The 24560-nt window shown below is 75.5% G+C and carries 19 protein-coding genes; 13 read left to right on the forward strand and 6 right to left on the reverse strand.

Annotation, left to right across the window (positions count from 1 at the left end; genetic code table 11):
* Positions 1-19 precede the first annotated feature (19 nt).
* Positions 20-466, reverse strand: coding sequence for an NUDIX hydrolase (locus tag ACTWQH_RS14370; RefSeq protein ID WP_443286897.1), 447 nt, complete (start codon positions 464-466; stop codon positions 20-22).
* A 250-nt stretch (positions 467-716) separates the two neighbouring features.
* Between ACTWQH_RS14370 and kdpF the strand changes: the two genes are divergently transcribed.
* Genes kdpF through ACTWQH_RS14410 form a run of 8 tightly spaced genes read left to right on the forward strand, consistent with a single transcriptional unit; the run spans position 717 to position 9837 of the window.
* Positions 717-815, forward strand: coding sequence for a K(+)-transporting ATPase subunit F (gene kdpF / locus ACTWQH_RS14375; protein ID WP_443286898.1), 99 nt, complete (start codon positions 717-719; stop codon positions 813-815).
* A gap of 9 nt (positions 816-824) precedes the next feature.
* Positions 825-2489 carry a potassium-transporting ATPase subunit KdpA gene (gene kdpA, locus ACTWQH_RS14380; protein WP_443286899.1) on the forward strand — a complete coding sequence of 555 codons (1665 nt, stop codon included), beginning with the start codon at positions 825-827 and terminating at the stop codon, positions 2487-2489.
* Positions 2486-4681 carry a potassium-transporting ATPase subunit KdpB gene (kdpB, locus tag ACTWQH_RS14385; RefSeq protein WP_443286900.1) on the forward strand — a complete coding sequence of 732 codons (2196 nt, stop codon included), beginning with the start codon at positions 2486-2488 and terminating at the stop codon, positions 4679-4681. The genes kdpA and kdpB overlap by 4 nt, the downstream gene beginning before the upstream one ends.
* A gap of 5 nt (positions 4682-4686) precedes the next feature.
* On the forward strand, positions 4687-5313 hold the full coding sequence (gene kdpC / locus ACTWQH_RS14390) for a potassium-transporting ATPase subunit KdpC (RefSeq protein WP_443286901.1): 627 nt from the start codon (positions 4687-4689) through the stop codon (positions 5311-5313).
* Positions 5314-5342: 29 nt separating this feature from the next.
* Positions 5343-7925: an ATP-binding protein gene (locus tag ACTWQH_RS14395; RefSeq protein WP_443286902.1), complete on the forward strand. Its 2583-nt coding sequence runs from the start codon at positions 5343-5345 to the stop codon at positions 7923-7925.
* Positions 7903-8583: a response regulator gene (locus tag ACTWQH_RS14400; protein ID WP_443286903.1), complete on the forward strand. Its 681-nt coding sequence runs from the start codon at positions 7903-7905 to the stop codon at positions 8581-8583. The genes ACTWQH_RS14395 and ACTWQH_RS14400 overlap by 23 nt, the downstream gene beginning before the upstream one ends.
* 49 nt (positions 8584-8632) lie before the next feature.
* On the forward strand, positions 8633-9106 hold the full coding sequence (locus ACTWQH_RS14405; protein WP_443286904.1) for an OB-fold nucleic acid binding domain-containing protein: 474 nt from the start codon (positions 8633-8635) through the stop codon (positions 9104-9106).
* 8 nt (positions 9107-9114) lie between these two features.
* A complete protein-coding gene (locus tag ACTWQH_RS14410; RefSeq protein WP_443286905.1) occupies positions 9115-9837 on the forward strand; it encodes a DUF3159 domain-containing protein in 723 nt (240 codons plus the stop codon).
* 19 nt (positions 9838-9856) lie between these two features.
* Here ACTWQH_RS14410 and ACTWQH_RS14415 read toward each other — a convergent pair whose 3' ends face one another.
* Entirely contained in the window at positions 9857-10537 is a 681-nt protein-coding gene (locus ACTWQH_RS14415; RefSeq protein ID WP_443286906.1) for a potassium channel family protein, read from the reverse strand.
* Positions 10534-11220 (reverse strand): potassium channel family protein, encoded by a 687-nt coding sequence (locus tag ACTWQH_RS14420; RefSeq protein ID WP_443286907.1) that lies wholly within the window; start codon positions 11218-11220, stop codon positions 10534-10536. The genes ACTWQH_RS14415 and ACTWQH_RS14420 overlap by 4 nt, the downstream gene beginning before the upstream one ends.
* 77 nt (positions 11221-11297) lie before the next feature.
* Here ACTWQH_RS14420 and ACTWQH_RS14425 point away from each other — a divergent pair, with 77 nt between their 5' ends.
* From ACTWQH_RS14425 to mmuM, 5 genes are all read left to right on the forward strand, one after another.
* Positions 11298-13397 (forward strand): APC family permease, encoded by a 2100-nt coding sequence (locus tag ACTWQH_RS14425; protein WP_443286908.1) that lies wholly within the window; start codon positions 11298-11300, stop codon positions 13395-13397.
* Between the two features lie 55 nt (positions 13398-13452).
* Positions 13453-14811, forward strand: coding sequence for a class I SAM-dependent RNA methyltransferase (locus tag ACTWQH_RS14430; protein WP_443286909.1), 1359 nt, complete (start codon positions 13453-13455; stop codon positions 14809-14811).
* Between the two features lie 131 nt (positions 14812-14942).
* On the forward strand, positions 14943-18248 hold the full coding sequence (locus ACTWQH_RS14435; protein WP_443286910.1) for a BTAD domain-containing putative transcriptional regulator: 3306 nt from the start codon (positions 14943-14945) through the stop codon (positions 18246-18248).
* 51 nt (positions 18249-18299) lie between these two features.
* Positions 18300-19232 (forward strand): LLM class F420-dependent oxidoreductase, encoded by a 933-nt coding sequence (locus ACTWQH_RS14440; RefSeq protein WP_443286911.1) that lies wholly within the window; start codon positions 18300-18302, stop codon positions 19230-19232.
* A gap of 23 nt (positions 19233-19255) precedes the next feature.
* On the forward strand, positions 19256-20116 hold the full coding sequence (gene mmuM / locus ACTWQH_RS14445) for a homocysteine S-methyltransferase (RefSeq protein ID WP_443286961.1): 861 nt from the start codon (positions 19256-19258) through the stop codon (positions 20114-20116).
* Between the two features lie 272 nt (positions 20117-20388).
* Here the strand turns inward: mmuM and ACTWQH_RS14450 are convergent, their stop codons facing one another.
* The 3 genes from ACTWQH_RS14450 to ACTWQH_RS14460 are packed head-to-tail and all read right to left on the reverse strand — an operon-like array spanning position 20389 to position 24475.
* Positions 20389-21585 carry an FAD-dependent oxidoreductase gene (locus ACTWQH_RS14450; RefSeq protein ID WP_443286912.1) on the reverse strand — a complete coding sequence of 399 codons (1197 nt, stop codon included), beginning with the start codon at positions 21583-21585 and terminating at the stop codon, positions 20389-20391.
* A complete protein-coding gene (locus ACTWQH_RS14455; RefSeq protein ID WP_443286913.1) occupies positions 21582-23042 on the reverse strand; it encodes an NAD(P)/FAD-dependent oxidoreductase in 1461 nt (486 codons plus the stop codon). Before ACTWQH_RS14455 ends, ACTWQH_RS14450 begins: the two co-directional genes overlap by 4 nt.
* Entirely contained in the window at positions 23039-24475 is a 1437-nt protein-coding gene (locus tag ACTWQH_RS14460) for an FGGY family carbohydrate kinase (protein WP_443286914.1), read from the reverse strand. The genes ACTWQH_RS14455 and ACTWQH_RS14460 overlap by 4 nt, the downstream gene beginning before the upstream one ends.
* Positions 24476-24560 lie beyond the last annotated feature (85 nt).

The following is a 24560-nucleotide window of genomic DNA, read 5'->3' on the forward strand; positions in this document are numbered from 1 at the left end:
CCGGGGTCGGGCGCCGTCGTCACCCGGCGTCTCGCAGCCGCAGCGCCACGTCCACCAGCGACACCCGGGGGAGGGCCGCCACGGCGTCGAGGCCGATCCACGCGGCGCGGTCCGTCGTGCCGTCGACCTCGTGGCGCAGCGTGCCGCCGACCACCCGGGCCGCGTAGATCACCCGAAGTCCGTGGAAGTCGAAGCCGCTCTCCGAGCGTGGCAGGTGCTCGCTGTCCAGGCCCAGCAGCCGCTCGATGCGGATCTCCAGCCCGGTCTCCTCCTCAACCTCCCGTATCACCGCGTCGTACGGGTCCTCGCCGTGCTCGATGCCGCCACCCGGCACCGTCCAGCAGCCGGGGTCGAGTGTGCGTGCGGACAGCCTGCTGAGCAGCACCCTTCCGTCGTCCTGACACACCCCGTAGGCGGCGACCCGCAGCTTCGGCGGCAGCGGGGCGTTCTTCGGTTCCTCGGCCATGGGCGTGATCGTGGCACGCGCCACGCCGCCGGCGCGACGGGATATGGGCGGCGTCAACGAAGCGCCCCCGGGCGTCAGAGCGCCGTCAACGAACGCCGCGGGCCGTCCGCACGGATGTTCCCTGATCGGGTCAGCTTCACCGACCACCGAAATCGTCAGGGAGCGTTGCGATGGCCGATGTGGTCTTCGTCCTGGTCACCCTCGCGGGCTTCGCCCTGGTGGCGCTCGTCGCCCGGGGGGTCGCACGCATATGAGCGGCGACGCCGTCGAGAACATCGTCGGCCTCTGCGTGGCCGGGGCCCTCCTCGGCTACCTGGTGCTCGCCCTCCTCTTCCCGGAGAGGTTCTGAGCCCACGCCATGAGTTCCCCCGTCACCGACGTGCTCCAGCTCTCCGTGCTCGTCGCGGCCCTCGCCCTGGTGCACGGCCCCTTCGGCGACTACATGGCCGCCGTCTACGCCTCGAAGCGCCACCTGCGCGCCGAGCGCTGGATCTACCGCGCCATCGGCGCCGACCCCGACGCCGAGATGCGCTGGCCCGCCTACCTGCGTGGCGTCCTCGCCTTCTCCCTCGCCGGCGTGCTGGCGCTCTACCTCCTCCAGCGCGTGCAAAACCACCTGCCGCTCTCCCTCGGCTTCGCCCCCATCCCGCCGGACCAGGCGTTCAACACGGCCGTCTCGTTCGTGTCGAACACCAACTGGCAGTCCTACTCGGGCGAGTCCGCGATGAGCTACACCACCCAGACCGCGGGCCTGGCCGTGCAGAACTTCGTGTCGGTGGCCGTCGGCATGGCCGTGGCCATCGCCCTGGTGCGCGGCTTCGCCCGCTTCCGCACCGGCGAGCTCGGCAACTTCTGGGCCGACCTGGTGCGCGGCGTGGTCCGCATTCTGCTGCCGGTCTCCGTGCTGGCCGCGATCGTGCTGGTGGCGCTCGGCGCCGTCCAGAACCTCTCCGACATCCAGCAGGTCCACACCCTCTCCGGTGGCACGCAGCACATCACCGGCGGCGCCATCGCCTCCCAGGAGGCCATCAAGGACGTGGGCACCAACGGCGGCGGCCCGTACAACGCCAACTCCGCCCACCCCTTCGAGAACCCCGACGCCATCAGCAACCTGCTGGAGATCTTCCTGCTGCTGGTGATCCCGTTCTCGCTGCCGCGCACCTTCGGGAAGATGACCGGCTCGGTCAAGCAGGGCTACGCCATCGTCGCCGCCATGGCCGCGATCTGGCTGGCCGGCGTCGTCGCCGTCACCATCGTCGAGCACCAGGCCCCCGGCACCGCCTCGCAGCTCGCCGGCGGCTCGATGGAGGGCAAGGAGCAGCGCTTCGGCGTCGGCCCCTCCTCGCTCTTCGCGGTCTCCACCACCATGACCTCGACCGGCTCGGTCAACTCCTCCCTCGACTCCTTCCAGGGCCTGTCGGGCGGCGTGCTGCTCTTCGGCATGCTGCTGGGCGAGATCGCGCCCGGCGGCGTCGGCTCCGGCCTGTACGGGATGCTGATCATGGCGTTGATCGCCGTCTTCGTCGCGGGCCTGATGGTCGGCCGCACCCCCGAGTACCTCGGCAAGAAGCTCGGCGCCCGCGAGATGAAGCTGGCCGCCTGCTCCATCCTCGTCACCCCCGCGCTGGTGCTGGCCGGGACCGCGCTGGCCATGGCGTTGCCGGACGGCGAGGACGCGATGACCAACACCGGGCCCCACGGCTTCTCCGAGGTCCTCTACGCCTACGCCTCGGCAGGCAACAACAACGGCAGCGCCTTCGCAGGGCTCGGCGCCACCACCGAGTTCTTCAACACCACCCTCGGCCTCTGCATGCTGCTCGGCCGCTTCCTGCCGATGGTGTTCGTGCTGGCGCTGGCCGGCTCGCTCGCCGAGCAGCAGCGGGTGCCCGTCACCGCGGGCACCCTCCGCACCCACAGGCCACTCTTCAGCGCCCTGCTGGTGGCCGTCGTCGTCATCGTCGCCGGCCTCACCTTCTTCCCGGCGCTCTCGCTCGGCCCGCTCGCGGAAGGACTCGCGGCATGACCACCTCCACCACCCCGACGCCCGCCAGAACGCCGGAGCCCCCGCGCCCCCGCCCCCGCCCGCGCCGGCGGCGCGAGCCCGCGGCCAAGGGCCGCGTGGCACACGGCCGGTTCGACCCCGGGCTGCTGGTGGCGGCCCTGCCGGACGCCGTCCGCAAGCTGCACCCGCGGGTGATGGTCAAGGCGCCGGTGATGTTCGTCGTCGAGATCGGCTCGGTCCTCACCACGGTGCTGGCCCTCACCGACCCCGGCGACTGGTTCGGCTGGACCATCGCCGCCTGGCTGTGGCTGACCGTGCTGTTCGCCAACCTCGCCGAGGCGGTCGCCGAGGGCCGGGGGAAGGCCCAGGCCGACTCGCTGCGGCGGGCCAGGACCGAGACGGTGGCCCGCAGGCTGACCGACGGGCCCGGCGGCGCCGAGGAACGGGTGCCGGGCCAGCGACTGCGCGTCGGCGACCTCGTGGTCTGCGAGGCGGGCGACGTCATCCCCGGCGACGGCGACGTCGTCGAGGGCGTTGCCTCGGTCGACGAGTCCGCCATCACGGGCGAGTCCGCGCCCGTCATCCGCGAGTCCGGCGGCGACCGCTCCGCCGTCACCGGCGGCACCCGCGTGCTGTCGGACCGGATCGTGGTGCGCGTCACCGCCCGCCCCGGGGAGACGTTCCTGGACCGGATGATCTCCCTCGTCGAGGGCGCGGCCCGGCAGAAGACCCCGAACGAGATCGCGCTGAACATCCTGCTCGCCTCGCTCACCATCGTCTTCCTGCTCGCCGTCGTGAGCCTCCAGCCGTTCGCCGCCTACGCCGGGGCCGAGCAGTCGCTGATCGTGCTCACGGCGCTGCTGGTCTGCCTCATCCCCACCACCATCGGCGCGCTGCTGTCGGCCATCGGCATCGCCGGCATGGACCGCCTCGTACAGCGCAACGTGCTGGCCACCTCCGGCCGCGCCGTGGAGGCCGCGGGCGACGTCTCGACGCTGCTGCTCGACAAGACCGGCACGATCACCTTCGGCAACCGGCAGGCGGCCCACCTCGTGCCGCTCGGCGGCACGGCGCTGCCCGAGCTGATCGCCGTGGCACGGCTCTCCAGCCTGTCGGACACCACGCCCGAGGGGCGGAGCATCGTGGAGCTCTGCGACCGCCTCGCCGGCGCGGCCGGGCCCGCCGGTGGCGTCGCCGACGCGCGCGACGCGGTGGCCGAGCACATCCCCTTCTCCGCCGCCACCCGCATGAGCGGCGCAGACGTCGGCTCGGCCGCCGGAGGCCCCCGCGTACGCCGCGTACACCGCGTACACCGCGTACACCGCGTACGCAAGGGCGCGGCCGGCGCCGTGACGGCGTGGATCGCCGAGCGCGGCGGCACCGTCCCGGAGGGGACGCGCGAGGCCGTGGACGCCATCGCCGCCGAGGGCGGAACGCCGCTGCTCGTCGCCGCCGAGGACGCCGACGGCGCCCGCGTGCTGGGCACCGTCCACCTGAAGGACGTCGTCAAGCCCGGCATGCGGGAGCGCTTCGAGCAGCTGCGCCGGATGGGCATCAAGACCGTCATGATCACCGGCGACAATGCCGTCACCGCCAAGGCCATCGCCGATGAGGCGGGCGTGGACGACGTCCTCGCCGAGGCCACGCCCGAGGACAAGATGGCGCTGATCAAGCGGGAGCAGTCCGGCGGCCGGCTCGTCGCCATGACCGGCGACGGCACCAACGACGCCCCAGCCCTCGCCCAGGCCGACGTCGGCGTGGCCATGAACACCGGCACCTCGGCCGCGAAGGAGGCCGGGAACATGGTGGACCTGGACTCCGACCCGACCAAGCTGATCGACATCGTGCAGATCGGCAAGCAACTGCTGATCACCCGGGGCGCGCTGACCACCTTCTCCATCGCCAACGACGTCGCCAAGTACTTCGCGATCATCCCGGCGATGTTCGCCGTGGCCCACCCCAGCCTGGACAGGCTCAACATCATGGGCCTGGCCGGCCCCGAGTCGGCGATCCTCTCCGCGGTCGTCTTCAACGCCCTGATCATCGCCGCCCTCGTGCCGCTGGCGCTGCGCGGCGTCGCCTACCGGCCGCTCGGCGCCGACCGGCTCCTCGCCCGCAACCTCGGGGTCTTCGGCCTCGGCGGCCTCGTCGCCCCCTTCGTCGGCATCAAGCTCATCGACCTGCTCCTCACGCTCATCCCAGGCATCGGGTGAACCTCATGACCGCCGCACCCCCCCGGACCAGCTTCCGCCTCCGCGCCATGGGCCGCCCGCTGTGGGCCGCCTGCCGGGCGCTGCTCGCCCTCACGCTGCTGACCGGCGTGCTCTACCCGCTGGCCGTCACCGGCATCGCACAGGCGTCGTTCCACCACCAGGCGAACGGCTCGCTCGTCGAGGCCGACGGCCGGACGGTCGGCTCCGAGCTGATCGGCCAGACCTGGAACCTGCCGAACGGCGATCCCGACCCGCACTGGTTCCAGCCGCGCCCCTCGAACAGCGACTACGACCCGCGCGCCACCGGCTCCAGCCAGCTCGGCGCCGGCGACCCCACCCTGGTGGAGACGGTCCGCGAGGCACGCCGCCAGGTCGCGGCGTTCAACGGCGTCCCCGTCTCCGAGGTCCCGCCCGACGCCGTCACCGGCTCCGCCTCCGCCATCGACCCCCACATCTCCCCGGCGTACGCCGCGATCCAGACCGACCGCGTCGCCGACGCCAACGGCCTGCCCCGGGCCGAGGTGGCGCGCCTGGTCGGGGAGCACACGTCAGGCCGCGACCTCGGCTTCCTCGGCGAGCCCCGGGTCAACGTCCTGGAGCTCAACGTCGCGCTGCGCGCGCTCGTGACCTAGTTCCACCGGCATGCGAGGACAATGAAGCCATGGCCCGACGCGGCAGACTCCGCATCTACCTCGGGGCGGCACCCGGCGTGGGCAAGACCTACGCCATGCTCTCCGAGGCGCACCGACGCGCCGAGCGCGGCACCGACATCGTGGTCGCCCTCGTCGAGCACCATGAGCGGCCCCGCACCCAGGTGCTGCTGCACGGCCTGGAGCAGGTGCCGCGGCGGCAGATCGTCTACCGGGGCAGCACCTTCACGGAGATGGACACCGACGCGGTGCTGCGGCGCCGCCCGACGGTGGCGCTGGTCGACGAGCTGGCCCACACCAACGTCCCCGGCTCGCGCAACGAGAAGCGCTGGCAGGACATCGACGAGCTGCTGGACGCCGGCATCGACGTCATCTCCACCGTGAACATCCAGCACCTGGAGTCGCTGGGCGACGTGGTGGAGTCGATCACCGGCGTGCGGCAGCGCGAGACCGTGCCCGACGAGGTGGTGCGCCGGGCCGACCAGTTCGAGCTGGTCGACATGGCCCCCGAGGCGCTGCGCCGCCGCATGGCCCACGGCAACATCTACGCCCCCGACAAGGTCGACGCCGCCCTCTCGCACTACTTCCGCCCCGGCAACCTGACCGCGCTGCGCGAGCTCGCCCTGCTGTGGACCGCCGACCGGGTCGACGCCTACCTGCGCCGGTACCGCGACGAGCACGGCATACGCTCCACCTGGCACGCCCGCGAGCGCATCGTCGTCGGCCTCACCGGCGGCCCCGAGGGCAGCACCCTGATCCGGCGCGCCGCCCGCATGGCCGCCAAGAGCTCGGGCGCGGAGATCATGGCCGTCTACGTCTCCCGCTCCGACGGCCTCACCTCCGCCTCCCCGCGCCGCCTGGCCGACCTGCGCCGCCTCGTCGAGCAGCTCGGCGGCACCTTCCACCACGTCATCGGCGACGACATCCCCGGCGCCCTGCTGGACTTCGCGCGCGGTGTCAACGCCAACCAGATCGTCCTCGGCTCCAGCCGCCGCAAGACCTGGCAGTACGTCTTCGGCCCCGGGGTCGGCGCCACCGTCGCCCGCGAGTCCGGCTCCGACATCGACGTCCACATCGTCACCCACGACGAGGTCGCCAAGGGCCGGGGCCTGCCCGTCGCCCGCGGCGCCCGGCTGGGCCGCTCCCGCACCCTCACCGGCTGGATCATCGGCCTGGCCGGGCCGCTGCTGCTGGCCGCGCTGCTGTCCACCGGCTCGCCCGCCCCGGGGCCCGAGTTCGCCAGCGACGTGCTGCTGTTCCTCTCCGTCACCGTGCTGGCCGCGCTGGTCGGCGGCCTGTACCCCGGGCTCGCCTCGGCCACGCTCGGCTCGCTGCTGCTGAACTACTACTTCACCGACCCGCTCCACCGCTGGGCCATCGCCGAGCGCCACCTCATCGTCGCCATCGTCGTCTACTTCGCCATCGCCGTCGCCGTCGCCACCGTGGTCGACCGCTCCGCGCGCCGCACCCAGCAGGCCGCCCGTCTCAGGGCGGAGTCCGAGACGCTCACCCTCCTCGCCGGCAGCGTGCTGCGCGGCGATGACACCCTCGGCGCGCTGCTGGAGCGGGCCCGGGAGACCTTCGGCATGGAGACCGCCGCCCTGCTGGAGCGCGACCGGGAGGACCACCGCTGGTCCTGCGTCGCCAGGGTCTCCGTGAGCGGCGACGCCGGGCCGCTGCGTACGCCGGACGACGCCGACGTCGACGTGCCGGTCGGCGACCACGCCATGCTGGCGATGTCCGGCCGGGTGCTGCCGGCCGAGGACCGGCGGGTGCTCGGCGCCTTCGCCGCCCACGCCGCGGCCATCGTGGACCGCGAGCGGCTGAAGGACGAGGCCGAACGCGCCCACAAGCTCGCCGAGGGCAACCGCATCCGCACCGCCCTGCTCGCCGCCGTCTCCCACGACCTGCGCACCCCGCTGGCCGCCATCAAGGCGAGCGTCTCCAGCCTCCGCTCCGACGACGTGGCCTGGTCGGAGGAGGACGAGGCCGGCCTGCTGGAGAGCATCGAGGAGGGCGCCGACCGGCTCGACCAGCTCGTGGGCAACCTGCTGGACATGTCCCGGCTCCAGACCGGCACCGTGGAGCCGCTCATCCGCGAGATCGACCTGGACGAGGTGGTGCCGCGGGCACTCGGCGGCGTTCCCGAGGGCAGCGTCGTGCTGGACATCCCGGAGTCGCTGCCGTTCGCCGCCGCCGACCCCGGGCTGCTGGAGCGCAGCGTCGCCAACATCGTGGAGAACGCCGTCAAGTACAGCCCGCCGGGCCTGCCCGTGCTGGTGAGGGCCAGCGCGCTGGGCGGGCGCGTCGAGCTGCGCGTGGTGGACCGGGGCCGGGGCGTGCCCGACAGCGACAAGGACCGCATCTTCGAGCCGTTCCAGCGCCACGGCGACACCCCGCAGGGCAACGGCGTCGGCCTGGGCCTGGCCGTCGCGCGCGGCTTCGCCGAGGCCATGGGCGGCACACTGGACGCCGAGGACACCCCCGGCGGCGGCATGACGATGGTGCTGACCCTGCCCGTCGCCACCCCGGCGGCGGCCCACCGGGAGCGAGAGGAACGGAAGGCGGCCCATGCACCGGGTGCTCGTGGTTGACGACGAGCCGCAGATCCTGCGCGCCCTCGTCATCAACCTCAAGGCGCGCAAGTACGAGGTGGACACAGCGCCGGACGGCGCCTCCGCGCTGCGCCTGGCGGCCGACCGCCACCCCGACGTGATCATCCTCGACCTCGGCCTGCCCGACATGGACGGGGTCGAGGTCATCACCGGCATCCGCGGCTGGACCCGGGTGCCGATCATCGTGCTCTCCGCCCGGCACACCTCGGACGAGAAGGTCGAGGCCCTCGACGCGGGCGCCGACGACTACGTCACCAAGCCGTTCGGCATGGACGAGCTGCTGGCCCGGCTGCGGGCCGCCGTCCGCCGCGCCGAGCCCGCCGTCACCGAGGACGACGCCGTCATCGAGACCGAGGGCTTCACCGTCGACCTCGCCGCCAAGAAGGTCCACCGCGACGGGCGCGACGTGCGGCTGACGCCCACCGAGTGGCACCTGCTGGAGGTCCTCATCCGCAACGCCGGCCGCCTGGTGAGCCAGCGGCAGCTGCTCCAGGAGGTCTGGGGACCCACCTACGGCAAGGAGACGAACTACCTGCGGGTCTACATGGCGCAGCTGCGCCGCAAGCTGGAGACCAACCCGTCGGCGCCGCGCCACCTCATCACCGAGCCGGGGATGGGCTACCGCTTCGAGCGCTAGACGGCCCGACGCAGCCTGACGGCCCGGACCGCCACGTTACGCTGAGGGCATGAGAGCGGGCGGGCGTTCCGGCGGACCATCCGGCAGGCGTGGCGTCCGGCGCTGGCGCCTGCTGGGCCGCGGCGGGCCCTCCACGGCCCCCACCGACCGCACCGCCCCGCCCGGGCCGCTGCCCGGGCCCGGGCCCGGGTCCGTCTCCGCGACCGCGCCCCGGCCGGCGGCGCCCGGCTGCACCCCGATCCGCGACTGCGTGGGCGAGCCGGGTCCCCGGGGCCGCCCGGTGGTGCGCGTCGTCGGCACGCTGCGCGCCGTCGGCGAGCGGAGCGTGGCCGGGATGCCCGCGCTCACGGCCGAGTTGGACGACGGCACCGCCTCGCTCGCGGTGGTCTGGCTGGGCCGCCGCGCCATAGCGGGCATCGAGCCCGGCCGTGCCCTCGTCGCCTCCGGGCGGATCTCGATGACACGCGGCCGTCCGGTGCTGTTCAATCCCCGGTACGAGCTGCAACCCGGCGAAGAGGAGTAGGAGACAGCGTGCCCCAACCCGATAGGCAGACCGCCCCCCAGCAGGCGGACGAGGCGGCGACGCGGGCGGCGTTCTTCGAGGCGTTCGGCGGGGTACGCGGCATGGTGGAGACCACCGTGCCCGGCCTCGTCTTCGTGCTCAGCTACACCGTCAACCGCAGCATCAACGCCTCCGCCATCGCCGCGCTCACCCTCTCCGCCGGGCTGGCGGTGGCCCGGCTGATCCAGCGGGGCACCGTCAAGCACGCCTTCGGCGGCGTCTTCGGCGTCGCCTTCGGCGCGGTCTTCGCGATGATGTCCGGCGACGCGAAGAACTTCTACCTGCCCGGCATGCTCTACACGCTGAGCCTGGGCGTCGGCTACGTGGTCTCCTCGCTGCTGGGGTTCCCGCTGCTCGGGCTCATCCTCGGCCCCGTCTTCCGGGAGAACCTCTCCTGGCGCACGCGCAATCCCGGCCGCAAGCGCGCCTACGTCAAGGCCAGCTACGTCTGGGGCGCGATCCTGCTGACCAAGTCGGCGATCACCTTTCCCATCTACTTCTGGGGCGACGCCACCCAGCTCGGCTGGCTTCGCGTCGCGCTGGGCATCCCGCCGTTCCTGCTGGCCGTCTACCTCACCTGGATCATCCTGGTGAAGGCGCCGCCGCCGATCGACGTCATCGCCGAGATGGAGGCGGAGGAGCGGGCGGAACGCGAGGCGGCGGAGGAGGAGGAGACGGCGCGCGGGACGTAGGGCGCCGGGCCGCGGCCGCTCAGTCGCCGTCCCGGTCGCCGTCCCGCGCGCTGAGGAGCGCGCCCAGGCGGGGCTCCTGGGCCGCGGTGGCCACGAAGAGCAGCTCGTCGCCCGCGGCGAGCGTGACGTCGGGCGCGGGGACCATCACCGCCGCGCCGCGGATGATCGTCACCAGCGCCGTGTCGCGCGGCCAGTCCACCTCGCCGACGCGCGTGCCGACCAGCGCCGCGCCCTCGGGGAGCGTCAGCTCCACCAGGTTCGCCTCGCCCTGGCTGAAGCGCAGCAGCCGCACCAGGTCGCCGACGCTCACCGCCTCCTCCACCAGCGCCGACATCAGCCGGGGCGTGGAGACCGCCACATCGACGCCCCAGGCGTCGTTGAACAGCCACTCGTTCTTCGGGTTGTTCACCCGCGCCACCACGCGCGGCACCCCGTACTCCGTCTTCGCCAGCAGCGAGACCACCAGGTTCACCTTGTCGTCGCCGCTGGCCGCGATCACCACCTGGCAGCGCTCCAGCGCCGCCTCGTCCAGCGTGGAGATCTCGCACGCGTCGGCCAGCAGCCACTCCGCCCGCGGCACCCGCACCACCGACACCGCGTGCGGCGACTTGTCGATGAGCAGCACCTCGTGGCCGTTCTCCATCAGCTCCGCGGCGATCGAACGCCCCACCGCGCCGGCCCCCGCGATCACGACCCTCACGAGGACCCCTCCTCCGGGAGCTCCGGGCCCTCCGGCCCCAGCAGGCAGGCCGCCTCCACCTCGGCCTGCTGGTCGGCGTACATCATCACGTGCACCAGGTCGCCCTCCTGCAGGACCGTCCGCGAGGTCGGCAGCATCGACTCGCCCAGCCGCGTCAGGAACGCCACCCGCACCCCGGTGCGCTCCTGGAAGCGACTGACCCGGTGCCCGACCCACGCCGCCGCCACGTGCACCTCCGACAGCTGCACGCCGCCGCTGGGGTCGCGCCACAGCGGCTCGGCGCCCTCCGGCAGCAGCCGCCGCAGCATCTGGTCGGCGGTCCAGCGGACCGTGGCCACCGTGGGGATGCCGAAGCGCTCGTACACCTCCGCCCGGCGCGGGTCGTAGATGCGGGCCGTGACGTTCCGCACCCCGAACACCTCCCGCGCCACCCGGGCCGCGATGATGTTGGAGTTGTCGCCGCTGCTGACGGCCGCGAACGCGCCCGCCTCCTCGACACCCGCCTCGGTCAGGGTGTCCCGGTCGAAGCCGAGGCCGGTCACGCGCCGCCCGCCGAAGCCGGGGCCCAGCCGGCGGAACGCCGTGGGGTCCTGGTCGATGACCGCCACCGAGTGCCCGCGCTGCTCCAGCGCCTGGGCAAGGGCCGCTCCCACCCGGCCGCATCCCATGATCACGATGTGCACGCCCACCACGCTACCGGCCCACCCGCGCGCTGTCCGGTCCTGGGGCGGGGGTGGGTGATCCGGGCTACCGTGGGCGAATGGCCCGCAATGGCAGGACAGGGGCCACGCCGCTCTTCAAGCGGCTGCTCGTCGGCCGGGCGCTCCGCAGCGACGCCCTGGCGCGCGAGCAGCTGCGCAAGCGCGTCGCCCTGCCCGTCTTCGCCTCCGACCCGCTCTCCTCGGTGGCGTACGCCCCGGGCGAGGTGCTGCTGATCCTCTCCCTCGCCGGGCTGAGCGCCTACCACCTCAGCGTCTGGATCACCCTCGCCATCGTCGCGCTGATGATCACGGTGGTCGCCTCCTACCGGCAGACCGTGCGCGCCTACCCGGGCGGCGGCGGCGCGTACGCCGTGGTCTCCGGCAACTTCGGCCGCCGCGCGGGGCTGACCGTCGCCGGCGCGCTGCTGGTGGACTACGTCCTGACCGTCGCCGTCTCCGTCGCCGCCGGCGTGGACAACCTCGGCTCCGCCGTCGGCTTCGTCGAGCGCAACGAGGTGCCCTGCGCCCTGATCGTGATCGCGCTGCTGATGCTGTCCAACCTGCGCGGCACGCGCGAGTCCGGCACCTTCTTCGCCATCCCCACCTACGCCTTCGTCGTCGGCGTGCTCGGCACCGTGGCCTGGGGCGCCTTCCGGGGGCTGGCGCTCGGCGATGAGCCGCGCGCCCCCACCGCCGAGTTCGACATCGTGGCCGAGCAGTCCGACCTCTCCGCCGCCGCCATGGCGTTCCTGCTGCTGCGGGCCTTCTCCTCCGGCTGCGCCGCGCTCACCGGCGTGGAGGCCATCAGCAACGGCGTGCCCGCCTTCCGCGAGCCCAAGAGCCGGAACGCCGCCGCCACCCTCGCCATCATGGGGGCCCTCGCCGTCACCATGTTCCTCGGCATCATGGCCCTGGCGCTCACCAGTGACGTGCGGGTGGCGGAGAACCCGGCGCGCGACCTGCTGGCGGGCGGCGAGCCCGTCGGGTCCGGCTACCACCAGGACCCGGTCATCGCTCAGGTCGGCGCGGCCGTCTTCGGCTCCGGCTCGGCGGCGTTCGTCTACCTCGCCACCGCCACCGCGCTCGTCCTCTTCCTCGCCGCCAACACCGCCTACAACGGCTTCCCGGTGCTCGGCTCGATCCTCGCCCAGGACCGCTTCCTGCCCCGGCAGCTCCACACGCGAGGCGACCGGCTGGCGTTCAGCAACGGCATCGTGCTGCTCACCCTCCTCGCCGGGCTGCTCGTCGTCGTCTTCGACGCCAACGTCAACCAGCTCATCCAGCTCTACATCGTCGGCGTCTTCGTCTCCTTCGCCTTCAGCCAGTCCGGCATGGTCCGGCACTGGAACCGCCGCCTGGTCAGGGAGCTCGACCCGGCCACCCGCCGCCGCATCCACCGCGCCCGCGCGCTCAACGGCTTCGGCGCGGCGCTGTGCGTGCTGGTGCTGGCGATCGTGCTGGTCACCAAGTTCACCCACGGCGCGTGGGTCTCGGTCGTCGGCATGGCCGGGTTCTACGCCGTGATGACCGGCATCCGCCGCCACTACGACGCCGTGGCCAGGGAGCTGCGGCTCGACGTGCCCGAGGAGGAGCTGGGCGTGCGGCCCTCGCAGGTCCACGCCGTGGTGCTGGTCTCCCAGATCCACAAGCCGACGCTGCGCGCCCTGTCCTACGCCAAGCTGCTCCGCGCCGAGAGCCTCGTCGCCGTCACCATCGCCGTCGACCCCGACGAGGCGCGCAGCCTGAAGGCGCAGTGGCGCAGGCAGCGCCTCGACGTGCCGCTGAAGATCCTCGACGCGCCCTACCGGGAGATCACCCAGCCCTTCGTGGCGTACGTGAGGGAGCTGCGCCGCGCCCACCCGCAGGACGTGGTGAGCGTCATCCTCCCCGAGTACGTGGTCGGCCGCTGGTACGAGGCGCTGCTGCACAACCAGAGCGCGCTGCGCCTGAAGGCCCGGCTGCTGCTGACGCCCGGCGTGACCGTCACCTCGGTGCCCTGGCAGCTGCGCTCGGCCCAGGCCGCGCGGGAGCGGGCGCGCCGCCAGCCCGAGCTGCGGGCGCCCGGCGCGGTCCGGCGTCCCGCGGGGCCCGGGAGGCCGGGGGAGCCCGGTGAGCCGGGGGAGCCGCGGGAGCCGGGGGAGCGCCCGCCGCGGCCGTAGACTGGACCGCTGCTCGTCCCCCTCTTCCCTCACGCCCTCACTGGAGCCCGCCGCCATGGCCACCGCAGACCACTCCTCCCAGGCGCCCGGCGCGCCCAAGGCGGCCTCCCTCGTGGGCCAGGAGTACGAGGTCGAGGTCGGCCCCGTCGCGCACGGCGGGCACTGCGTGGCCCGCACCCCCGAGGGCCGCGTCCTCTTCGTGCGGCACACCCTCCCCGGGGAGCGCGTCGTCGCCCGCGTCACCGAGGGCCGCGAGGACTCCCGCTACCTGCGCGCCGACGCCGTCGCCGTCCTGTCGGCGTCCCGGGACCGGATCGACGCGCCCTGCCCGTTCTCCGGGCCCGGCCGCTGCGGCGGCTGCGACTGGCAGCACGTCAAGCCCGGCGTCCAGCGGCGGCTGAAGGGCGAGGTGCTGGCCGAGCAGCTGCGCACCCTGGCCGGGCTCACCCCCGAGGCCGCCGGGTGGGACGGCACGGTCGAGCCCGTGCCCGGCGACAAGGTGCCGCCGGGGGAGGTGCCGGCGTGGCGCACCCGCGTGCAGTACGCCGTCGACGAGGCCGGGCGCCCCGGCCTGCGGCGTCACCGCTCCCACGAGGTGGAGCCGATCGACCGCTGCCTGATCGCCGCCGAGGGCGTCACCGAGCTGGGCATCGAACGCCGCCGGTGGCCCGGCGTCCAGGGCGTGGAGGCCGTTGCCGCCACCGGCTCCAGCGACCGCATGGTCGTGGTCACCCCCCGGCCCGGCGAGCGGCTGCCGCTCGTCGAGCTCGACCGCCCGGTGTCGGTGATGCGGGCGGAGCCGGGGCACGGGGAGGTTCCGGTGCACCGGGTGCACGGCCGCCCCTACGTGCGCGAGCGCGCCGACGACCGCACCTGGCGGGTGAGCGGCGGCGGCTTCTGGCAGGTCCACACCGGCGCGGCCGAGCTGCTGGTCGACGCCGTGATGCGCGGCCTGACGCCCCGCCAGGGTGACACCGCGCTCGACCTGTACTGCGGCGCCGGGCTGTTCGCGGGCGCGCTCGCCGACCGCGTCGGGGAGCGCGGCGCGGTCCTGGGCGTCGAGTCCTCCGCGCGGGCGGTCCGTGACGCGCGGCACAACCTGGCCGCCTTCCCGCGCGTCCGCGTCGAACAGGGCACGGTGGAGCGGGTGCTGCCGCGCACCGGCATCGGCGAGGCGGATCTGGTCGTGCTCGACCCGCCCCGCTCCGGCGCGGGCGAGCGCGTCGTGCGGCTGCTGACGCCGCTCGGCGCGCGCCGCATCGCGTACGTCGCCTGCGACCCCGCCGCCCTCGCCCGCGACCTGGCGCACTTCCGCGAGGGCGGCTACGTCCCGCACTTCCTGCGGGCGTTCGACCTGTTCCCCATGACGCACCACCTGGAGTGCGTGGCGATCCTGCACCCGGCGCCGCGGTGACGGCCGGCGGCTTCCCCGCCCCGTTCAAACGCCGGTCAACGCGCCGGTCACCGATGTGAAGCACCGGTGCAACTTGGGGACGGAGCGTCAGGAAGTAGAGTGGGCCGAGCTCCATCGTTGGGGGTTATCGCTTGGACATCCGCCTGCTTGGCCCGCTGGAGGCGCTGGCCGACGACGGCGCGCCGCTGCCCGTGGGCGCGCCCATGCTGCGCGCGACGCTCACCGCCCTCGCCCTCGCCGAGGGCCGCGCCGTCCGCGTGGCGGAGCTGACCCGCCAGCTGTGGGGCGCCCACCCGCCCGCCGCCGCCCGCGCCGCACTGCGCGGCCACGTGGCACGGCTGCGCCGGATCCTGCCCCCCGGCCGCATCCACACCGAGCGCCCCGGCGGCTACCGGCTCGCCCTCGCCCCCGAGGAGACCGACCTGGGCCGGTTCAACGCCGCCGTGCTGCGCGCCCGCCGCCTCCCGCCCGCCGACGCCGCGGCCCTCCTGACGGACGCCCTGTCCCTGTGGCGCGGCACCCCGCTCGACGGCGAGCGCGACTCCCCCCTGCGTACGGAGGCGCGGGCGCGGCTGGGCGAGCTGCGCCTGGCCGTCCTGGAGGACTGGTTCGAGCTGCGACTCGCCCTCGGCGAGCACGCCACCCTCGCCGGGGAACTGGCCGACGCGGCCCGCGCCCACCCGCACCGCGACCGCCTGGTCCGCCTCGCCCTTGCCGCGCGGGACGGCGCGGGCCAGGCTGCCGCCGCGGTGGATGCGCCGGGCGCACCGGGCGCCCCTGGCGCGCCAGCCGGCCCGCGCGTCGGCTCCGCTGCCTCCGGCGACCCGGCCGCTCCGGCCGGTTCCCGCGCGGCGTCCGCGGCCGGGACCGCGCCCGAGGCTGCCGCCGCGCCGGGCGCCGACGGCGCGTCCGGCGTTGCCCCCGCGCCTGGCGCTACGGGCGCCGGGCGCGTTGCCCCGTCGTCTCTCCAGAAGGCTGGGGCGACGCGGGCCGACCCTGGTGCTCCGGTTTCGCGCGACGCGGCCCTCCCACCTGAGGCTTCCGCCGCGTCCGGTGCCCCCGTTGCCGACCGTGGTGAGGCTCCGGCCGGTTCCCGTGCGGCGTCCGCCGCCGGGGCCGCACCCGAGGCTGCGGCCCCGCCGGAGGCGTCCGCCATGCCGGGCGCTGATGGCGCCTCCGGCGGCGCCCCCGCGCCCTCCCCCCCGGGCGCGAGCAGCGCCCTGCCCGCGTCGGGTGTCTCCGCGGCCTCGCGCGGCGCCGCGCCCGCCGCGACGGGTGCCCCGCCAGCCGGCGGCGTTGACGCCCCCCTCCCCGGGGGCGGGGCTGCGCCCGACGCGCCGTGCGCCGCCGCCCCTCTCGCCGCCGGGGCCTACGGGGCCCCGGCGAGCGCCGCGTTCCCGCCCGCCATAGCGACCTTCGTGGCGCGCGCCACCGAACTGGCCCGGCTGCGCGGCTGGCTGACGGGCGCGCTCGGCGCTCCTGCCGCGCCGCCCATCTGCCTGATCGACGGTCCCGGCGGCGTCGGCAAGTCCACCCTCGCGGTGCGCGCCGCCCGGGAGGTCGCCGACCGGTACCCCGACGGGCTGCTGTACGTCGACCTGCGCGGCGCCGATCCGCGCAATCCGCCGCTGGACGTGGGGGAGGCGCGGCGGCTGCTGCTCGCCTCGCTCGGCACGCCCGGCAAGGAGATCCCGCAGGAGCCCGCGGCCGCCGCGGCGTTCTACCGCGACCGCCTCCGCGGGCGGCGCGTCCTGCTGCTGCTCGACAACGCCCTCGCCGCCGACCACGTCGAGCCGTTACTCCCCGCCGACCCCAGCTCCGCCGCGATCGTGACCAGCCGGTCGGCCCTCACCAGTGTGCGGGGCGGCCACTACCTGCACCTGGCCACGCTCACCACCGCCGAGGCCACGGCGTTCGTGCGGGCCGTCGTCGGCGCCGCCGCCGACCGCGGGAGCCCGAAGGAATGGGAGCAGCTCGTCGCGCTCTGCGGCCACCTGCCCCTCGCGCTGCGCATCATCGCCACCCGCATGGCCGCCCGGCCCGACTGGCGCATCGCCGACTGGAACGCCCTCCTCCGCGACGAGCACGGCCGGATGGACCAGCTCAGCGCCGACGACCTCGACCTCCGCGCCAGCCTCCTCGTCAGCATCGACCAGCTCGCCGCCGGCCCGGACCCGGCCGACCGCCTGGCCGCCGGGATCTTCCCGCTCCTCGGCGCGGCCTCCGTCGTCACCTACGGCCCCGGCCCCGTCGCCGCCCTCGCCCGCTGCACCCCGCGGCAGGCCGGAGCCGCCCTGGACCGCCTGACCGACGCCCGCATCACCTCCAGCCCACGCCCCGGCGCCTACACCCTGCACGACCTGGTGCGCTCCGCCGCCGCCTGGCAGGCCGCGCGGCTGCCCCGCGAGCGGGTCACGGAGCGGCTCGCCGAGCTGGCCCGCTGGTACCTCGGCTCCCTCTACCGCGTCAACGCCCCCCTCGCGCTCGCCGAGCGGTTCCGCAAGCGCTACCAGCAGGGCGCCGACAGCTACCCGCAGGGGCGGCCGTTCACCTCCGTGGCCGAGTCGCTGCCCTGGGCCGACGAGGCGCTCGACGACGTCCTCTCCCTCGCCCACCAGCTGTCCACGCCGGAGTACGACCACGGCGCCGAGCTGTGCGGCCGCCCGCTGTCGGCGTTCGCCCTGGAGAGCGTCCGCGCGCTGGAGAGCTACTTCGGCATGCGGCTGAGCTGGACGGCCCAGTGCCGCCTGTGCGAGATCGTGCTGGAGACCGGCCGGCGCACCGGCGACGCCTTCGCCCAGGCCGTCGCCCTCGGCCAGCTCGGAAAGGCCGCCGGGCAGCGCGGCGAGGGCCTGGCCGGCGCGGAGATGCTGCGGCGCGGCATCGCGCTCTTCCGCTCCCTCGGAGAGCGGGAGGAGGCGGTGTCGCTGACGATGACGCTGGTGCCGTGCCTGGGTTCGGCCGGGCGGCTGACCGAGGCGGTCGAGGTCTCCGAGGCGGCGCTCGAGGAGGCGCGCGAGGCGGGCATGGCCGATCTGGAGGTCCAGATCATCAACAACCTGGGCCGCTGCCACGTCTTCCTCGGCAACCACGACACGGCGTACCGGCTGCTGCGCGCCAACTACGACCGGACCGGGCTGCCGTACGAGAAGTGCATCGCGGCCGGCGTGCTGGCCGAGTACCACCTGGAGATCGGGGAGTTCGAGCAGGCCGCGCGCTGGGCCGACCGGGGCCTGAGCCACGCCGCCGAGCAGCCCTTCGACCCGTTCGTCATGGCCCAGCACCGCACCTGGCTGGCGGCGGCGCTGCGCGGGCTCGGCCGCGAGGACCGGGCGCGCGCGGAGGAGACGCAGGCGCAGGCCATCCTCGAGGACCTCAACAGCCGCGAGAACAGCCACCTGCGGGTCAGCATCGAGCAGCGCTACGCCACGGCCTGACCGTGAGCCCGGCCGAGGGGACGGCAGGCGCGGGGGCGCACAATGGGGCGCATGGATCTTCGTAATCTGCGTGTCTTCACCGAGCCCCAGCAGGGCGCCAGCTACGACACCCAGCTCGCCGTCGCCAAGGCGACGGAGGAGCTCGGCTTCGACGCCTTCTTCCGCTCCGACCACTACCTGAAGATGGGCGACGCCGACGGGCTGCCGGGCCCCACCGACGCCTGGATCACGCTGGCCGGACTCGCGCGCGAGACCAGCCGCATCCGGCTCGGCACGCTGATGACGGCCGCCACCTTCCGCCTGCCCGGCGTGCTGGCCATCCAGGTCGCCCAGGTCGACGCCATGTCCGGCGGCCGCGTCGAGTTCGGCCTGGGCGCGGGCTGGTTCGAGGCGGAGCACGCGGCGTACGGCATCCCGTTCCCGGCCGACAAGTTCCCGCGCCTGGAGGAGCAGCTGGCCATCGTCACCGGCCTGTGGAAGACGCCGCTGGGCCAGACGTTCTCCTACGACGGCCGCCACTACCAGCTCAGCGACTCGCCCGCGCTGCCCAAGCCCGCCCAGGAGACCATTCCGGTCATCATCGGCGGCACGGGCACGACGAGGACCCCCCGGCTCGCCGCGCGGTACGCCCATGAGTTCAACCTGCCCTTCGGCTCGGTCGAGGAGACCGCCGAGCAGATCGCGCGCGTCCGCAAGGCCGCGGAGCAGGAGGGGCGCCATCCCGGCGACCTCGTCTACTCCAACGCCCTGGTGGCGTGCGTCGGCAAGGACGAGGCCGAGTTCGCCCGGCGCGCCGCCGCCATCGGGCGGGAGCCGGAGGAGCTGCGGCGCAACGGCCTGGCGGGAACGCCGGGCGAGGTGGCGGAGAAGATCGGCCGCTACGCCGAGGCGGGTTCCTCCCGCTTCTACCTCCAGATCCTCGACCAGCACGACCTGGACCACCTGGAGCTCATCGCCTCGCGGGTGGCGCCGCAGCTGCCGTGACGCTGCCGCTGGCGGAACGCGCCATGGTCCTGGACGGCGGGCTGTCCAACCAGCTCCAGGACCAGGGCTGCGACCTGAGCGGCGAGCTGTGGTCGGCGCGGCTGCTGGCCGACGGCCCCGCGCAGATCGAGGCCGCGCACACGGCGTACGTGCGGGCCGGGGCGCGGGTGCTGATCACCGCCAGCTACCAGGCGTCGTTCGAGGGCTTCGCCCGGCGCGGCGTCGGCCGCGCGGCGGCGGCGGGGCTGTTCGGCGACAGCGTCCGGCTGGCCCGGGCGGCGGCCCGGACCACCACCGAGCGGGTGTGGGTCGCCGCCTCGGTCGGCCCGTACGGCGCGGTGCTCGCCGACGGCAGCGAGTACCGCGGCCGGTACGGGCTGAGCGTCGCCGAGCTGGCCCGCTTCCACCGTCCGCGCGTCGAGGCGCTGGCCGGGGCCGGTCCTGACCTGCTGGCGCTGGAGACGGTGCCGGACATCACCGAGGCGGAGGCGCTGCTGCGGGCGGCGGAGGGCTGCGGCCTGCCGGTGTGGCTCTCCTACACCGTCGCGGGCGGCGCGACGCGGGCGGGGCAGCAGCTTGGCGAGGCGTTCGCGCTCGCCGCCGACAGCGACCAGGTGATCGCGGCGGGCGTCAACTGCTGCGCCCCCGGCGAGGTGGCGGAGGCGGTGGAGTGCGCCGCCGCCACCACCGGCAAGCCGGCGGTGGCCTACCCCAACAGCGGCGAGGGCTGGGACGCGCGCGGTTCCCGCTGGCGCGGATCCTCGGCGTTCGACCCCGGGCTCGCTCTCGACTGGCACCGCGCCGGCGCCCGCCTCATCGGCGGCTGCTGCCGCGTCGGCCCCGCGGACATCGCTGCGCTGGCGGCGACGCTGGGCCGCGGCTGAGCGCGGGGTTGGTTCCGCCCACCCGCCCCCGGGCAGGAGGCGATCGCGCCGTGGGACTCCGCCCCGCCCATCCGCCCGGCTCCGGCGGCGACTCGGGCGCGCCGGGACCTCGCCGGGTGACGACAGGACGTGCGGCGAGCGAGGTGCCGTCGCCGCGTTGCCGGGTGGTGCGCGATGCCTCTCGTCCGGATCGGCCCGTGGGTCGGCGCCCGGGAGCGGCGCGCCTGGACGCTCGCGGTGATCGCGGGTTCGGCGGGGCGCCGCCCCTCGCCTCAGCGCGGTGTCAGGTCCGTCACGCGCAGGTGGACCGGCCCGCCCTCGCGGTCCGCGCGGGCCAGCGCGCGCCAGGGGATGGGGACGACGGGGCCCGGGCGCGGTGGCAGGGTGCGGCGGGCGAGGATCCGGTCGTCCTGCCGGACCGTCAGGCGCGGCAGCCGGAGCGGGCGGTCGGCCCAGGCCAGGAGGCCGCCGTACGGGGGCGGGGGATCGCCGGGGCGCAGCAGCGCGGGCGTCACCCACCGCAGGGGGGCGTGGGCCAGGATCGGCACGGCGGTCGCCGCCGGGGCGCGGCCCGCCAGCCAGGCCGTGACGGGGGCGACGAGGTGGACGCCGTCGCGGGCCGCGGCGCGGGCGGAGCCCCAGCCGGGGTGCAGCAGGGTCCCGGCGGCGAAGACGCCGGGGCGGGAGGCGCGCAGCGCCGTGTCGGCCAGCGGCGTGCCGTCCCCGCCGGGGGTGAGGTCGAGACCGGCCGCGCGGGCGAGTTCGTTCTCGGGGAGCCAGTCGCCGGTCAGCACCAGGCAGTCGCAGGCGAGGGTGCGGCGCTGCCCGGTGGCGGTGTTCTCGATCTCCACGCCCTGGAGCCGGCCGCCGCGGCCGATGACGCGGCTGATCCGGCAGCGGGTCACCGTCGGCACGCCGGCGAGGGCACGCAGGGCCCACCCTGCCGGGGCGCTGTCCGTGGTGGCCGCCAGCACGGTGCGGGAGCCCGCGGCGCGCAGCACGCGCACGGCGGGCCAGACGGCGGCCGCGGCCGTCCCCGCGACCACCGCGTGGGTGCCGACGCCCTGGCCGGCGGCGACGAGACGCCGCAGCTGGCCCGTGGTGCAGACCCCGGCGGGCCGGTCGCCCGGGATCAGCCGGGCGGCGCGCGGGCGTTCGCGCGCGCCCGTGGCGAGCACGACCGCGCGGGCGTCGACCCGGAGCAGCCCCTGCGGCGTGGTGACCTCCAGCGCGCGCGGCCCGGCCCAGCCGGTGACGGTCGCCTCGGCGCGGACCACGGCCCCGGCGGCCGCGGCCCGCGCCGCGTGCCCGGTCGCCTCCGGCTGGCGTTCGAGCACCAGCACCCGCCCGGGCAACCCCGGCAACCCCGGCAATGCCTCGGCGATCCCGGCGGCGGCCGCCGCCCCGGCCGGGCCGGCGCCCACGACGACGACGTCCGGGGTGAGCGGGAGGCCGGGCGCTCCGGTCACGGCGCCTCCGTCGCCGGCCGCGTCGCCGCCCTCGCCCCCGGCCGTGCCGTCGCCAGCAGGGACGCCACCCGGCCCGCGCAGTGGAAGCCCTGGCAGCGGCCGTTCATCGCCCGCGTGCGGCGCCGCAGCCCGCCCAGGCCGGACGGCGGCAGCGGCGAGCGCAGCGCGTCGCGGATCTCCCCCTCCGTCACGCGCTCGCAGAAGCAGACCACCCGCCCGTACGCCGGATCCCGCCCGATCGCCTCCGCGTCCCGGTAGGGCCGGGGGAACGCCTCGCCCAGGTTCGGCATCGCCGGGGGCGGCGGCAGCCCGGCGCGCGGGCGCAGCGCGAGGCCGGCCTCGCCCAGCAGCTCCCGGACGTGCTCCGCGATCGCCATGGCCGAGCTCAGCCCGGTGGAGCGGATGCCGCCGACCAGGGCGTAACGCCGCTTCTCGTCCACCTCGATCAGGTAGTCCTCGCGGCCGATCGACGCGCGCAGCCCGGCGTAACAGGCCGTCACCTCCTCCGCCATCAGCCGGGGCATCAGCCGCGCGCCCCGCTCCCGCAGGGACGCGATGCCCGCCTCGGTGGTGGACGTGTCGGAGCGGTCGCGCACCTCCTCCGCGGTCGGGCCGAGCAGGACGTTGCCGTAGACCGTGGGCGTGACGAGCACGCCCTTGCCCCACCGCCCCGGCACCGGCAGCACGATGTGCGGGGCCAGCGGCCGGGCCCGCTTGTCGAAGACCAGCAGCTCGCCGCGGCGCGGCGTCACCGTGAAACGCCGGTAGCCGAACGCCTCGTCGAGCCGGTCGGCGCCGAGCCCGGCGGCGTTGACCACCCAGCGGGCGGCGACCGGGCCGCGCGAGGTGCCCAGCACGCACCCGCCCTCCGCGGGCCACGTCACGCCCACCACCCGGCGCCCCAGCAGCGGGCGGGCGCCGCGCGCCAGCGCGTCCGTGGCCAGGGCCAGCGTCGTGGTCCAGCCGCACACGATGGACTCGTCCGGCACGGCGAGCCCGCCCAGCGCGCCGGGCCGCAGCGCCGGGAGGCGGCGGTGGACCTCGGCGCCGCCGATCAGCTCGCAGCGCCCGTGGCCGTTGCGCTCCGCCTTCGCCCGCAGGCCGGGCAGCGCCTCGCGCTCCTCCGCCGTCCAGGCGACGAGCAGCGCGCCGGGGCGTTCGACCGGGATGCCGGTGTCCCGGGCGTACGCCGTCAGCAGCGCGTGGCCGCGTCGCACCAGGCGGGCCTCCAGCGTGCCCGGGGCGGCGTCGAAGCCGGTGTGCAGGATCGCGGTGTTGGCCTTGCTCGTGCCCTCGCCGACGTCGTCGTTCGCGTCGAGCAGCGCCACGCTCAGCGGGCGGCGCCCGGCGCGGTGCCGGTGCCGGTGCCCGGCCAGCTCGCGGGCGATGGCGCAGCCGACGACGCCCGCGCCGACCACGGCCACGTCGAACTCGCCCGCGCCCGTGCCCGCGCTCACGACGAATGCTCCAGCGTGGCGTTCACGGCCGCCCGCCAGCGCGCCCGGTGCCCGGCGGCGCGCTCGGCCGGCCAGCGCGGCTCGTACCGGGCGCCGTCCGGGCGCTCGCCCACGGCCGCGGCCAGGCCGAGCCCCGGCTCCAGGGCCAGCCGTGCCAGCGCGGCGGCGCCCAGCGCCGTCGCGTGCGGCGAGGCGTACACGTCCACCGGCGCCTGCAGCAGGTCGGCCTGGGCCTGCATCAGCGCGCGGCTGCGCGTCAGCCCGCCGTCCACCCGCAGCCGGGTCAGTGGCGCTCCCACCTCGGCGCCGACGAGCTCGGCCAGCTCGGCGACCTGGGCCGCGATGCCGCGCAGCACGGCGCCGACCAGGTGCTCGCGCCGGGTCGCGAGCGTCATGCCGGTGAACGCCGCGGTGGCCTCCGGCCTCCACCAGGGCGCGGCCAGCCCCGCGAGCCCCGGTACGAACATCACCTCGCCGTCCTCCGAGGCGATCGCGTCCAGCTCGGCGGCGGACCCGACCAGGCCCAGCTGAGTCAGCCACCCGACCGCCGAGGCGGCCGTGTAGACCTGCCCGTCCACGCAGTACGGGGTGGCGCCGCCCGCCCGCCACGCCACCGAGGCCGTCAGCCCCTGCGCCGAACGCAGCGCCCGCCCGCCGGTGTTGGCCAGCAGGAACGCCCCGGTGCCATAGGTGCACTTGGCGGTGCCCGGCGCGTGGCAGCCCTGCGCCAGCAGCGCCGCCTGCTGGTCCACTACGAGACCCGCCACAGGCACCTGAGCGCCGAAGGCGTCCGTGGTGCCGACGACCTCGTCGCAGGCGACGATGCGCGGCGTCTCCTCCTCCGCGAGCCCGAACAGCCCGGCCAGCTCCGCGTCCCAGGCCACGGCGTCCAGGTCCAGCAGCAGCGAACGGCTCGCGGTGGCCGCGTCGGTGACGTACGCCGCGCCCGCCGTCAGCCGGTGCAGCAGCCAGCTGTCGGTCGTCGTCACCACGCCCTCGGTGGTGAGGTGCCGCCGCAGCCAGGCCATCTTCGGGGCGGAGAAGTACGGGTCGAGGACGAGGCCGGTGCGCCGCGCCACCCACTCCCGCGCCTCCGCCAGCTCCGCGCACAGCGGCTCCGCGCGCCGGTCCTGCCAGACGATCGCCGGCGTCAGCGGCTCGCCCGAACGCCGGTCCCAGGCGAGCACCGTCTCGCCCTGGTTGGCCAGCGCCACCGCCGCGAGCCGCGGCCGGCCCGCCTCGTCCAGCGCCCGCCGCCCGGCGTCCAGCACCGAGGCGAGCAGCGCCCCCGGGTCCTGCTCCACGCCGCCGCCCGGCAGGTGCACCGGGCCGGGGTCGAGCGGCACCTCGCAGGCGGCGAGCACGCCGTCCGCCGGATCGACGACAAGGGCCTTGGTCGCCGAGGTGCCCTGGTCGATCGCGAGTACGCACACAGCGGTGAGTGAACCAGACGCGACGCTGCGGCGCCACGGCGCCTCGCGTGACGGAGTCGGCTTACTGTGACGGCCGCGACAGGTG

Origin of the sequence: Streptomyces sp. 6N223 (assembly GCF_052246635.1) — a bacterium.
In the GTDB taxonomy this organism is placed as follows: domain Bacteria; phylum Actinomycetota; class Actinomycetes; order Streptomycetales; family Streptomycetaceae; genus Streptomyces.

Coding starts and splice junctions, on each gene's coding strand:
- ACTWQH_RS14370 (WP_443286897.1), bottom strand. CDS start 466: ATGGCCGAGGAACCGAAGAACGCCCCGCTGCCGCCGAAGCTGCGGGTC.
- kdpF (WP_443286898.1), top strand. CDS start 717: ATGAGCGGCGACGCCGTCGAGAACATCGTCGGCCTCTGCGTGGCCGGG.
- kdpA (WP_443286899.1), top strand. CDS start 825: ATGAGTTCCCCCGTCACCGACGTGCTCCAGCTCTCCGTGCTCGTCGCG.
- kdpB (WP_443286900.1), top strand. CDS start 2,486: ATGACCACCTCCACCACCCCGACGCCCGCCAGAACGCCGGAGCCCCCG.
- kdpC (WP_443286901.1), top strand. CDS start 4,687: ATGACCGCCGCACCCCCCCGGACCAGCTTCCGCCTCCGCGCCATGGGC.
- ACTWQH_RS14395 (WP_443286902.1), top strand. CDS start 5,343: ATGGCCCGACGCGGCAGACTCCGCATCTACCTCGGGGCGGCACCCGGC.
- ACTWQH_RS14400 (WP_443286903.1), top strand. CDS start 7,903: ATGCACCGGGTGCTCGTGGTTGACGACGAGCCGCAGATCCTGCGCGCC.
- ACTWQH_RS14405 (WP_443286904.1), top strand. CDS start 8,633: ATGAGAGCGGGCGGGCGTTCCGGCGGACCATCCGGCAGGCGTGGCGTC.
- ACTWQH_RS14425 (WP_443286908.1), top strand. CDS start 11,298: ATGGCCCGCAATGGCAGGACAGGGGCCACGCCGCTCTTCAAGCGGCTG.
- ACTWQH_RS14430 (WP_443286909.1), top strand. CDS start 13,453: ATGGCCACCGCAGACCACTCCTCCCAGGCGCCCGGCGCGCCCAAGGCG.
- ACTWQH_RS14440 (WP_443286911.1), top strand. CDS start 18,300: ATGGATCTTCGTAATCTGCGTGTCTTCACCGAGCCCCAGCAGGGCGCC.
- mmuM (WP_443286961.1), top strand. CDS start 19,256: ATGGTCCTGGACGGCGGGCTGTCCAACCAGCTCCAGGACCAGGGCTGC.